This window comes from Amycolatopsis sp. NPDC005961 (assembly GCF_040629235.1).
Classification (GTDB): Bacteria; Actinomycetota; Actinomycetes; order Mycobacteriales; family Pseudonocardiaceae; genus Amycolatopsis; species Amycolatopsis camponoti.
In genome coordinates this window covers 1-12,564 of the sequence record NZ_JBEXVF010000023.1, presented here as the reverse complement: position 1 = coordinate 12,564, position 12,564 = coordinate 1, and the positions used below count along the sequence as shown (strand labels likewise).

At 71.6% G+C, this 12,564-nt stretch carries 6 protein-coding genes and 1 pseudogene; all 7 read right to left on the bottom strand.

All coding sequences use genetic code 11. The features are described 5' to 3' along the window. A complete protein-coding gene (locus ABZ342_RS21710) occupies positions 1–1,374 on the bottom strand; it encodes an aminoglycoside phosphotransferase (protein ID WP_360475781.1) in 1,374 nt (457 codons plus the stop codon). Positions 1,375–1,379: 5 nt separating this feature from the next. After that, positions 1,380–3,188, bottom strand: coding sequence for a maltose alpha-D-glucosyltransferase (gene treS, locus ABZ342_RS21705; protein WP_155542273.1), 1,809 nt, complete (start codon positions 3,186–3,188; stop codon positions 1,380–1,382). A gap of 38 nt (positions 3,189–3,226) precedes the next feature. Further along, positions 3,227–5,209, bottom strand: coding sequence for a maltotransferase domain-containing protein (locus tag ABZ342_RS21700; protein WP_360475777.1), 1,983 nt, complete (start codon positions 5,207–5,209; stop codon positions 3,227–3,229). Between the two features lie 398 nt (positions 5,210–5,607). Further along, positions 5,608–7,755: a glycogen debranching protein GlgX gene (gene glgX, locus ABZ342_RS21695; protein ID WP_360475774.1), complete on the bottom strand. Its 2,148-nt coding sequence runs from the start codon at positions 7,753–7,755 to the stop codon at positions 5,608–5,610. 51 nt (positions 7,756–7,806) lie between these two features. Then, positions 7,807–9,519 carry a malto-oligosyltrehalose trehalohydrolase gene (treZ, locus tag ABZ342_RS21690; protein WP_360475771.1) on the bottom strand — a complete coding sequence of 571 codons (1,713 nt, stop codon included), beginning with the start codon at positions 9,517–9,519 and terminating at the stop codon, positions 7,807–7,809. After that, positions 9,516–11,792 carry a malto-oligosyltrehalose synthase gene (treY, locus tag ABZ342_RS21685; protein ID WP_360475768.1) on the bottom strand — a complete coding sequence of 759 codons (2,277 nt, stop codon included), beginning with the start codon at positions 11,790–11,792 and terminating at the stop codon, positions 9,516–9,518. Before treY ends, treZ begins: the two co-directional genes overlap by 4 nt. Continuing rightward, positions 11,789–12,564: pseudogene (locus tag ABZ342_RS21680) on the bottom strand (glycogen debranching enzyme); the annotation flags it as partial. The pseudogene ABZ342_RS21680 and the gene treY, both read right to left, overlap by 4 nt.

The following is a 12,564-nucleotide window of genomic DNA, read 5'->3' as shown; positions in this document are numbered from 1 at the left end:
TCATCCCTCTCCGTCGGTGATCCGGGCGATCGAAGCGAGCGGCACGCCGAGCCAGTCCGGCCGGTTCGCGTGCTCGTAGCCCACTTCGTAGACCGCCTTGTCCAGTTCGAAGGCGCGCAGCAGCTCGCCCTGGTCACGCGGGTCGGCCGCGACCGCGGCATAACCCTCGCAGAACGCCGCCCGGTTGCGGTGCGACCACTCCTGGGCCCGCGCGGCCAGCGCCGAGTCGTCCAGGTGGCCGACCAGCATCTGCTGGGCCGCGTAGTCGAACGACCTCAGCATGCCCGCCACGTCGCGCAACGGCGACCGAAGCGCGTGACGCTCCTCCACCGGGGCCGCCGGCTCGCCCTCGAAGTCGATCAGCAGCCACCCGGTGACGGTCCGCAGCACCTGGCCCAGGTGCAGGTCTCCGTGGATGTACTGCATGGTCACGGCGCCGGCGGGCAGCGTGCGCAGCTTCTCGAACGCCGCCCGCAGCGCCGGGGCGTGCGCGGCCAGCTCCGGCACCCGCCCGGCGATCGTGTCGAGCCGCTCGAGCATCGCCTTCGTCGAGCGCTCCAGCTCGCCGGCGTCGACCGGCTCGGTGCCGAGGGCCTCCGCCAGGTCCGCGTGCACCTCGGCCACCGCGCGCCCGAGCCGCTCGGCCTCGCCGGCGAAGTCGCCGCCGACCTCCTCGGCGTGCAGCTCCGGGGCGGCCATCAGGTCGCGGACGCTGGTAGTGGCCATCGCCCAGCCGTCGACCGCGTCCGCGACGAACTGCTGGAGCATGCCGACCGTGGTCGGCTCGCCGTCGAGGTCGCCGGTGATCGAGCCGAGCACCGGCGCGATGTGCTTGCTGTCGACGCCCTGCAGCGCCCGGTGCAGCAGCAGGTCCTTGTTCTTGCCCGGCGTCAGCTTCCGGAACAGCTTGAGGATGTACTGCCCGCCGTAGACCAGCGACGTGTTGCTCTGCTCCGAGGTGATCGGCCGGGCCCGCAGGCCGGTGTCCAGCTCGACGCCGGGCTCGTGCTCGAAGACGAGGGAGCCGACGCGGCCCTCCCGCGCCATCAGGTCCAGCAGCACACCGGTGACGTCGAGGTCGCCGGACGCCTCGTAGGCGTTGAGGTCGCCGACGGCGCCGATCCAGCTGGCCGACGAGATCTCCGGCGGGTGCGTCCGCCGGCCCACGAGCAGCTGGTACGGCTCGCGCCGGTCGCCCTGGGCGACCTCGACGACCACGTGCAGCAGCTGCGGGTCGCCTTCGACCAGCTCGGTCACGCCGAGCGGCCGGACGCCGGTCACCGGCCGGTCCTTGCCGGCGAACCAGCGCTGCTCCGGCAGCCAGTGCTGCAGGTCGCCGATCAGGTCGTCCACCAGCTCACGCGGGTCGGACAAGGGACTCACCTCGCTTCGCCTTCGTCTCCCGGGCTCGTCAGCTGGAACCAGTAGAAGCCGTGTCCCGGCAGCGTCAGCAGGTACGACAGGTCCCCGATGCTGGGGAACTGCACGCCACCGGTGAGCTCCACCGGCGTGCACCCGCGGTGCGCGGACAGATCCAGCTCCACCGGCTGCGGGAACCGGGAGAGGTTGTTCACGCAGAGCACGACGTCCTCGCCGCCGTCCGGGCGCCGCCACTGGCGCTTGTAGGCCAGCACGCTCGGGTTGGACCCGCCGAGGTCGACGAACTCGCCTTCCGCGAACGCGTGGTGCTCCTTGCGCACCTCGATCATCCGCCGGGTCCAGTTGAGCAGCGAGGACGCGTTGTTCGACTGCGCCTCGACGTTCAGGCCCTGGTAGCCGTACACCGGGTCCATGATCACCGGCAGGTAGATCCGGCCGGGGTCGCAGGAGGAGAAGCCGGCGTTGCGGTCCGGGGTCCACTGCATGGGGGTGCGGACCGCGTCGCGGTCGCCGAGCCAGATGTTGTCTCCCATGCCGATCTCGTCACCGTAGTACAGAACGGGCGAGCCCGGCAGCGACAGCAGCATCGCGGTGAAGAGCTCCTGCTGGTTGCGGTCGTTGTCCAGCAGCGGGGCCAGCCGGCGGCGGATGCCGATGTTGGCCTTCATGCGCGGGTCCTTGGCGTACTCCGCGTACATGTAGTCGCGCTCGTCGTCGGTGACCATCTCGAGGGTCAGCTCGTCGTGGTTGCGCAGGAAGATGCCCCACTGGCTGCCGCTGGGGATCTCCGGGGTCTGGGTCATGATCTCCGAGATCGGGAACCGCGACTCGCGGCGCACGGCCATGAAGATCCGCGGCATCAGCGGGAAGTGGAACGCCATGTGGCACTCGTCGCCGCCGACCGCCGGGTCGCCGAAGTACTCGACGACGTCCGAGGGCCACTGGTTGGCCTCGGCGAGCAGGATCCGGCCCGGGTACTCGTCGTCGACGACCTTGCGGCAGCGCTTGAGGAACTCGTGCGTGCGCGGCAGGTTCTCGCAGTTGGTGCCTTCCTGCTCGAACAGGTACGGCACGGCGTCGAGGCGGAACCCGTCGATGCCCAGGTCCAGCCAGAACCGCAGGGTGTCGATCATCGCGTTCTGGACGTCGGCGTTCTCGAAGTTCAGGTCGGGCTGGTGCGAGAAGAACCGGTGCCAGTAGAACTGCCCGCGCACCGGGTCGTAGGTCCAGTTCGACGACTCCGTGTCGACGAAGATGATCCGCGCGTCGGCGTAGCGGGAGTCGTCGTCGCTCCACACGTAGTAGTCGCCGTACGGGCCGTCCGGGTCGCTGCGGGACTGCTGGAACCACGGGTGCGCGTCCGAGGTGTGGTTGAGCACCAGGTCGGTGATCACCCGGATGCCGCGCCGGTGGGCTTCGTTCAGCAGGAACACGAAGTCCTCGACGCTGCCGAACTCCGGCAGCACCGCGCGGAAGTCGCTGATGTCGTACCCGCCGTCGCGCAACGGCGACGCGTAGAACGGCGGCAGCCAGAGGCAGTCGATGCCGAGCCAGGCCAGGTAGTCGAGCCGGCCGGCCAGGCCGCGCAGGTCGCCGGTGCCGTCGCCGTTCGAGTCGGCGAACGCGCGCACCAGCACCTCGTAGAACACCGCGCCCTTGAACCACTCCGGGTTGCTGGGCGCCTGTTGCGCCGAGCGGAAGTCCCCGGCCTGGGGCTCCACGAGCATCCCGTCGGCCGTCATCGCCTCACCGGTGTGCGGCACACCGTCCAGCCCGAGTGCCGCGTCGGGGCGGGCTTCCTCCGCCATGTGTTCCACCTCAGTCCCTCGATCCGTTCCTTCCCCCGCTAACCGGCCAGCCGCCGCCGGACCGACACCACGTGCGCCACGGCCCGCCAGGGCTCGAGCCGCACGAAGTTCGCCGGACCCCAGTCCCAGGTGTCGCCGGTGACCTCGTCGTGCGCGATCAACCGTTCGTGCGCCTCGAACCCGAGGGCCGCCGTGTCGAGCCACAGGGTGCCCTCCTGCGGCGCGTACGGGTCGAGGGTGACGACGGTGACCACGGTGTCACCGGTGGCCGGGTCCTGTTTGGAGTACGCCAGCAGCGCGTCGTTGTCGACGTGGTGGAAGTGCAGGGTCCGCATCTGCTGCAGCGCCGGGTGCGCGCGGCGGACGGCGTTGAGCTTGGCGATCCACGGCTCCAGCGACCGGCCCTCGGCCAGCGCGCGCTCGAAGTCGCGCGGACGCAGCTGGTACTTCTCGGAGTCGAGGTACTCCTCGCTGCCCTCGCGGACCGGGACGTGCTCGAACAGCTCGTACCCCGAGTAGACGCCCCACGTCGGCGCGATCGTCGCGGCCAGCGCGGCCCGCAGCGCGAACATGCCGGGCCCGCCGCGCTGCAGCGACTCGTGGAGGATGTCCGGGGTGTTGACGAACAGGTTCGGCCGGCCTTCGTGCCAGTGCTCGCGCAGGTCGATGGCGAAGTCGATCAGCTCCTGCTTGCCGGTGCGCCAGGTGAAGTACGTGTAGCTCTGGGTGAAGCCGAGCCGGGCCAGGCCCCACAGCCGCGCCGGGCGCGTGAACGCCTCGGCCAGGAACAGGACGTCCGGGTGGGCGTCCTTCACGGACTGGATGAGCCAGGCCCAGAAGTCCGGCGGCTTGGTGTGCGGGTTGTCGACCCGGAAGATCTTCACTCCGTGGTCGATCCAGACCGTGATGACCCGCAGCATCTCCTCGTAGACGCCCTTGGGGTCGTTGTCGAAGTTGATCGGGTAGATGTCCTGGTACTTCTTCGGCGGGTTCTCCGCGTAGGCGATCGAGCCGTCCGGGCGGGTGGTGAAGAACTCCTGGTTCTTCAGGACCCACGGGTGGTCGGGCGCGGCCTGCAGCGCGAAGTCCAGCGCCACCTCCATGCCCAGCTCTTCCGACCGGGCGACGAAGGCGTCGAAGTCCTCGAAGGTGCCGAGGTCCGGGTGGATGGCGTCGTGCCCGCCTTCGTCGGCGCCGATGGCCCACGGCGAGCCGACGTCCTCCGGCTTGGCGTCGAGGGTGTTGTTGGGGCCCTTGCGGTTCACGCGGCCGATCGGGTGGATCGGCGGCAGGTAGACGACGTCGAAGCCCATCTTCGCGACCCGGTCGAGCGCGGCGGAGGCGGTGGTGAAGGTGCCGTGCACCGGCTTGCCCTCGGCGTCGACCCCGCCGGTGGAGCGGGGGAACAGCTCGTACCAGGAGCCGAACGCGGCCCGGCGGCGGTCGACCCACATCTTGTGCGGCTTGCCCTTGGTGATCAGCTCGCGCACCGGGAACTCGTGCATCAGCTGGCGGACCTCGGGCGAGAGCGCGGGCCCGACCCGCTCGGCGAGGCTGCGCCCGGTGTCACGCAACGCGGTCAGCGCGCCGGTCAGCAGCGCCTTCTCCGCGCGGCGGTCCGGGCGGCGCGAGACGCGCTCCAGCAGCCGGGCGCCGTTCTCGAGGTCGTTGGCGAGGTCTTCGGGGCCCTGCCCGGCGGCCACCTTCACCTCGACGTTGTGCTCCCACGTCGCCCAGGGGTCGCCCCACGCGTCGATGCGGTAGGTCCACATACCGGTGGTGTCCGGGACGATCACCGCGGCGAACTCGTCGGGGTGGTCGGGACCGCGCGGCACCATGCGCGCCTGGCGGGTCAGCCGGTCGCCGGGGCCGCGCCACGCGACGGTGGCGGCGACCGCGTCGTGACCTTCCCGCCAGACGGTCGCGGTGACCGGGATGTGTTCCCCCACAACGGCTTTGGCCGGGTACCGGCCGCAGCTCACGCTGGGGGAGACGTCGTCGATGCCGAGCCGGCCGGTCATGGGCAACGCCCCTCGAAGTGTCGGATTGTGCGCAGGCGTCGTCAGTCTGCCCGACTCGATCACGCACGATCGAGGCAGGTCTCTCTTGTTCTGTACCCACCCGGGCGAAGGTGAAACGCTTTCCTCGCAACGAATTTCCGGCAGATGTCCGGCAGGTTAACCGCGCGCCGGTGACCCACCGCCCGGCAGCGGCGGTGAACACCCGTACCCGAATGGACGACAGGCGGACCGGCCGGCTCGCGTGATCGGAAGGTCGACACGCGTGATTGAGGAGTCGACTCGCGTGATTGGGGAGTCGACACGATGCCGGTCGCCGTGTCGACCCTCGGATCACGCGTGTCGACCTCCTGATCACACGTGTCGACCCTTGAGGCACGTGTCGTCCGGTGCGGTACGCGTCAGTAGGGTTCGGGCGCGGGGTCCGCGGCCAGGCGCGGGGCGCGCAACAGGAGCAGCGAACGCGACCGCAGCGTCACCCGGCTCTTGGCCTCCAGCGGGCCCGGGTCGGCCGGGCTGCCGTCCGACGTGCTCGTGTCGAGCGTCGGCTTGAACGTCTCGCCGTACTCGCGGCCCGGCAGCACCACTTCGGCCGGCTCCTCCCCCGCGTGCAGCCACATCAGCCACGAGTGGTCGGGCACCAGCTCGCCGTCGCGGTTGCGGGCCTGGCTGTTCGAGCCGTCGACCCACATGCCGAGGGTGTGCCGGTCCTCGAACCAGTCGGTCTCGCCGAACTCCTCGCCATCGGGGCGGAACCAGACCAGGTCCGGCTTGCCGGTCGGCGTCGTCCGGCCTTCGAAGAACTCCGGCTGCCGCAGCGCCGGGCTGTTCGCCCGCAGCCGGACGACCCGCCGCGCGAAGGTCAACATGGCCTCCGCCTCGGGGTCCTCCGGTGTCCAGTCCAGCCAGGACGTCTCGTCGTCGAGGCAGTAGGCGTTGTTGTTGCCGCGCTGGGTCCGCCAGAACTCGTCGCCCGCGGTGATCATCGGGGTGCCGGTGGACAGCAGCAGCGTGGCGAACATGTTCCGCACCTGCCGCGCGCGCAGCTCGCGGATCTCCGGGTCGGCCGTGTCACCCTCGACGCCGTGGTTCCACGAGCGGTTGTCGTTGCCGCCGTCGCGGTTGTCCTCGCCGTTGGCTTCGTTGTGCTTTTCGTTGTAGGACACCAGGTCCCGCAGCGTGAAGCCGTCGTGGGCGGTGACGAAGTTGATCGACTGCCACGGACGGCGCAGGTTGTGGTCGTAGAGGTCCGACGAACCGGACAGCCGGTAGGCGAGGTCGCGCACGCCGGTCGCGCCGCGCCAGAAGTCGCGCACCGTGTCGCGGTAGCGGCCGTTCCACTCCGCCCACTGGGCGCCGAAGCCGCCGACGCGGTAGCCCTCGCCGGTGGCGTCCCACGGCTCGGCGATGAGCTTGCAGCGCGAGAGCACCGGGTCCGTGGTGATCGCGGTGAGCAGCGTCGACGCGGGGTCGAACGGGCCGCCGCGGGCCCGGCCGAGCGTGCTGGCCAGGTCGAACCGGAAGCCGTCGACGCCCAGCTCCTGCGTCCAGTACCGCAGCGAGTCGGTGACCAGCCGGACCACGGTCGGCGAGCCGGCCTCCAGGGTGTTGCCGCAGCCGGTGATGTCGGCCATGTGGCCGCGCTCGGTGTGCAGGTAGTACACGGGCGCGTTCAGCCCGCGGAAGCTCAGCGTCGGGCCGTCGGGGCCACCCTCGCAGGTGTGGTTGAACACGACGTCGATGATCACCTCGATGCCGGCCGCGTGCAGGGCCGCCACCATCAGCCGGAACTCCTCGACCTCGTGGCCGGGCTCGCTGGCGTAGGCCGCGTGCGGCGCGAAGAAGCCGAGCGGCGAGTACCCCCAGTAGTTGTGCCGCCCGGCCCGGACCAGCGACGGCTCGTCGAGGAACGTGTGCACCGGCAGCAGCTCCACCGACGTGACGCCGAGCCGGGTCAGGTACTCGATGGCCACCGGGTGGGCCAAGCCGAGGTAGGTGCCGCGCAGGGCCTCCGGGATGAACGGGTGCCGCTGGGTGAACCCCTTGACGTGCAGCTCGTAGACCACCGCCTCTTCGAACGGGACCTCCGGCTTGACCCCGGTGTCCGGCCCGCCCGGCGAGGACACGACCGACAGCGGCACGCTGCCCAGGGAGTCCACTGTGGACATCGGCCCGCGCTCGGGGTCGCCGGTGAAGCCCTGCGCCGCGGTCAGGTCGGTGAGCCCGCCGGTGATCTGCCGGGCGTACGGGTCGAGGAGCAGCTTGTGCGGGTTGCAGCGCAGGCCGCGGGCCGGGTCGTACGGGCCGTGGACCCGGTAGCCGTACCGCTGCCCCGGCGTCACCCCGGGCACCAGGCCGTGCCACACGCCGAACGTGCGTTCGGTGAGCGCGATCCGGCGCTCCGACCCGTCGGCGTCGATCAGGCACAGGTCGACCGCGTCCGCGACGGCGGAGGTGATCGCGAACCGGACGCCGCCCGCCTCGGCGTGGGCGCCGAGCGGGAACGGGCGTCCGGCGAGGACGTGCTGGGTCGAGGGTCGTGTGGCCATTCCTGAATCGTCCCAGATCCGGCCCGCTTCGCGCGCGGGGTGCCGCCGGAGTTACCGGGTTTCCACCAGAACGAAACTGTCCGGGGCCAGCTCGGCGGCACCACCGTCCACGGTGGCCCCGGCCCAGGTCAGCAGGGCCGTGGTGGCCCCCAGCGGGAGCGTGACCGGGCCGGGACCGAAGTTGACGGCCAGGCGCAGCCCGCCGCGGTGCAGTACGAGCCACGAGCCGTCCGGCGCGGTGTCGACCCGCAGGTCGGCGAGCCACGGACCGGCCAGCTCGGGCCGCTCGCGGCGCAGCCGGATCAGCGTCCGGTACAGCTCCAGCATCTCCCGGTGGCCGGGCGTGTCCACCTCGGTCCAGTCGAGCCGGGAACGCTCGACCGTCGCCGGGTCCATCGGGTCGGGCACGTCGGACTCGCCCCAGCCGTGCCGGGCGAACTCGCGACGGCGGCCCGTGCGGACCGCGTCGGCCAGCTCCGGGTCCGGGAAGGAGGCGAAGAACTGCCACGGCGTGCTCGCCGCCCACTCCTCCCCCATGAACACCATCGGCGTGAACGGCGAGCAGAACAGGATCGCCGCGCCGCAGGCCAGCCGGTCCGGCGAGACCGTCGCGGAGAGCCGGTCGCCGGTGGCGCGGTTGCCGATCTGGTCGTGGTCCTGCAGGTAGGCGAGGAAGCGGTGGCCCGGCACGGTCCGGGTGTCGACCGGGCGGCCGTGGGTCCGCTCGCGGAACGACGACCAGGTCCCGGCGTGGAAGAACACCCCGCGCAGGACCCGCTCGACGGCGTCCTGCGCGGCGAAGTCGGTGTAGTAGCCCGACTCCTCGCCGGTGAGCTTGACGTGCAGCGCGTGGTGGAAGTCGTCCGACCACTGCGCGTGGAGGCCGTACCCGCCGCGCTCACGGGGCGTGACCAGCTTCGGGTCGTTGAGGTCGGACTCGGCGATCAGCGTCAGCGGCCGGTTCAGCGCCGCGGACAGGGCCTCGGTCTCGGTGGCGAGCTGTTCGAGCAGGTGGACGGCCCGCCGGTCGAGCAGCGCGTGCACCGCGTCCAGGCGCAGGCCGTCGACGTGGAAGTCGCGGAACCAGCTCAGCGCGTTGTCCACGACGTACCGGCGGACCTCGTCCGAGCCGGCGCCGTCGAGGTTCAGCCCGGGTCCCCAGTCGTTCTGCCCGGCGAAGTACGGCCCGAACCGGTCGAGGTAGGCGCCGGAGGGCCCGAGGTGGTTGTAGACGACGTCGAGCACGACGGCCAGGCCGCGCGCGTGGGCCGCGTCGACGAACCGCTTGAAGCCGTCGGGCCCGCCGTAGGGCTCGTGGACCGCGCCCCAGAGGACGCCGTCGTAGCCCCAGCCCGCGGTGCCGTCGAAGGAGTTGACCGGCAGCAGCTCGACGTGGGTGATGCCCAGTTCGACGAGGTGGTCGAGCCGGTCGATGGCCGCGTCGAAGGTGCCGCCCTCGGTGAACGTCCCGATGTGCAGCTCGTAGACGACCCCGCCCGGGAGCTGCCGGCCGTGCCACGCGTCGTCGGTCCACTCGAACTCGCCGTGGTCGTAGACGCGCGACTCCCGGTGGACGCCGTGGGGCTGCCACCGCGACCGCGGGTCGGGCAGGCGGTCGTCGGAGTCGTCGAGGACGAAGGCGTAGTTGATGCCGTCGGCCTCGGCGTGCCACCAGCCGCCGTCGCCGGCGGTCATCTCGTGCACGCCGGCGTCGACGGTCACCCGGACCCGGCGGGCGGACGGCGCCCACACGCTGAACCTCATGCGTCTCCTCGCACCAGCAACGCGACGGGGTACCGCTCGAACAGGACGGCGGGCTCGCCGGTGACGTCGCGGCCGGTCAGGACGTCGGTCCAGACGCCGGCCGGCAGCGGGAGCACGGTGTCGCGCCAGCCGCCGGCGGCTTCGAGGCCGATCGGCAGCCGCGTCACCGCGACCGCCAGGTCCGCGCTCCGGGTGAAGGCCAGGCAGTGCTCGGCCGCGGCTCCTTCGGCCCGCAGCGGCCGGTAGCCGCGGAACAGCGCCGGGTGTTCGCGGCGCAACCGCAGCGCCTTGTGCACCACGAGCAGCTTCGCCGCGCCCGACGCGTCGATCTCCGGCAGCTCGCCGTCGAGGACCCGCGCCAGGATTTCGCGCCGGACCGCGTAGTCGACCGGGCGGCGGTTGTCCGGGTCGACCAGGGAGAAGTCCCACAGCTCGGTGCCCTGGTAGACGTCCGGGACGCCGGGCGCGGTCAGCTGCACCAGCTTCTGGCCGAGCGAGTTCGCGTAGCCCGCCTTTTCGATGCGCGCGACGAACGCCTCGACGTCGGACGCCAGCTCGGCGTCGCCGAGGACGTCTTCGGGCCAGGCGGCGACGTCGGCCTCGAACGCCTCGTCGTGGCTGGTCCAGCTGGTCCGGAGCTTGGCCTCCTTGGCCGCCTTGTCGAGGTAGTCCCGCAGCCGGGCCGGCTCGATGGGCCAGGTCGACACCAGCGTCTGCCACGCCAGGAGGTTCAGCGACGGCTCGTCGATGCCGCGTCGCGCGGTCCACCGGCGGACGGCCTCGGCGAACTCGCCGGGCACCTCCGCGAGCACGGCCATCCGCGCGCGGGTGTCCTCCGAGCGCTTGGTGTCGTGCGTGGTCAGCGTCGTCATCGAGGCCGGGTGCCCGGCTTCGCGCTCGGCCGCCAGGCGGTGGAACTCCTCGACGCCGAGGCCGAACCGGTCCGGGTTGCCGCCGACCTCGTTCAGCGCGGCGAAGCGGGTGTAGCGGTAGAACGTCGTGTCCTCGGTGCCCTTGGCCACGACCATGCCGGACGTCTGCTGGATCCGGGTGGCCAGCTCGCTCTCGGGGTTCTTGCGCACGTAGGCGTCGAGGATGAGCAGCGCGTCGGCGAGGTCGGGCCGCGCCTGGCGGGCCCCGTCGATCGCGGCCGCCCAGTTCGCCGCGCCTTCGGGCAGGTAGGAGCGGTAGACGGGGAAGGCGACCATGGTCTCGGCCACGGCTTGCCGGGCCTGCTCCGGGTCGATGTCGGGCAGCAGCGCGGCGATCCGCCGGACCTCGGCGACCAGGATGTGCTCGGTGACCAGGCGCCGGGCCTCGGCCTCGACGCGGTGGTAGCCGGTCTTCACGCCCAGCTCCGTGGCCAGCGCGGTGAAGTCGGGCTCGGCGGCCGGGTCGACGAAGACGCCGGCGATCTCGCGCAGGGCGTCGTAGCCGGTGGTGCCGTCGACCGGCCAGCTCTGCGGCAGCGGCTCGCCGGGGTGCAGGATCTTCTCCGCCACGATCCACGCGTTCGGCGCGTTCTCCCGCAGCCGCCGGAAGTAGCCGCCCGGGTCGGCGAGGCCGTCCGGGTGGTCGACGCGCAGGCCGGTGACGTCGCCGTCGGCGACCCAGCGCAGGACCTCGCCGTGCGTCTCGGCGAACACCGTCGGGTCTTCGACGCGGACCGCGGCCAGGTTCGTGATGTCGAAGAACCGGCGGTAGGTCAGCTCCGCGTTGCCGCGTTGCCAGCCGATCAGGCGGTAGTGCTGGCGCTCGTGGACCTCTTGCGGCGTCCCGCTTCCCGTGCCGGGGGCGATCGGGAAGCGGTGGTCGTAGTACACCAGCTCGTCGCCCTCGACGGTCAGCTCCGAGACGGCGTCATCGTCGCCGAGCACCGGCAGCAGGAGCGGCCCGCGCGCCCAGTCGACGTCGAAGAAGGACGCGAACTCCGAGTCGCGGCCGTGCGTGAGGACGTCCCACCACCACCGGTTGACCTTCGGCACCTCGACCGACATGTGGTTCGGCACGATGTCGACGACCAGGCCGAGCCCCAGCTCCTTCAGCTTCTCGCTCAGCGCCGCGCGAGCCGCCTCGCCGCCCAGCTCCGGCCGCGCGCGCGTCGGGTCGACGACGTCGTAGCCGTGGGTCGAGCCGGGTGCCGCGTCGAGCACCGGCGACGCGTAGAGCGCGCCGGCGCCCAGGTCGCGCAGGTAGCCGGCGATCTCCGCCGCTTCGCTGAAGGGGAACTCCGGGCGCAGCTGCACCCGGTAGGTCGACTCCGGCACCGTCATGCGGGCTCCGTTCGCTGCAGCACGATCAGGGACCGGGCGGGCAGCGTGAACTGGCCGCCGCCTTCGATGGACTTCGGTTCGCGCGGCTCGACCTCGCCCGTCGCGGTGTCGATGACGACCGTCCAGGCCTGGCCGTAGCCGTTGCCCGGGAGCTTGGCGTCGATGTCCTCGTAGTGGGCGTTGAACGCGAGCAGGAACGAGTCGTCCTCGACGTGCATCCCGCGCGGGTCGAGGTCGGGGATCGCCTGGCCGTTGAGGAAGACGACGACCGCCTTGCCGAAGCCGTCGTCCCAGTTCTGCTCGGTCATCTCCTCGCCGGCCGGGGTGAACCAGGCGATGTCGCCGAGCTTGTCGCCCTTGCCGACCGGGCCGCCCTGGAAGAACCGGCGGCGGCGGAACACCGGGTGCTGGTGCCGGAACGCGCTCACCCCGCCGGTGAACCGCACCAGGTCGGCGTGCTCGGTGGCCAGCTCCCAGTCCATCCAGGACAGCTCGGAGTCCTGGCAGTAGACGTTGTTGTTGCCCTGCTGGGTGCGGCCGAACTCGTCGCCGTGCAGGACCATCGGCACGCCCTGGGACAGCAGCACCGTGGCCAGCATGTTGCGCTGCTGGCGGATGCGCAGCTCGTTGACCTCCGGGTCGTCGGTCTCGCCCTCGACCCCGCAGTTCCACGACCGGTTGTCGTCGGCGCCGTCGCGGCCGTCCTCGCCGTTGGCCTCGTTGTGCTTTTCGTTGTAGGACACCAGGTCCCGCAGCGTGAAGCCGTCGTGGG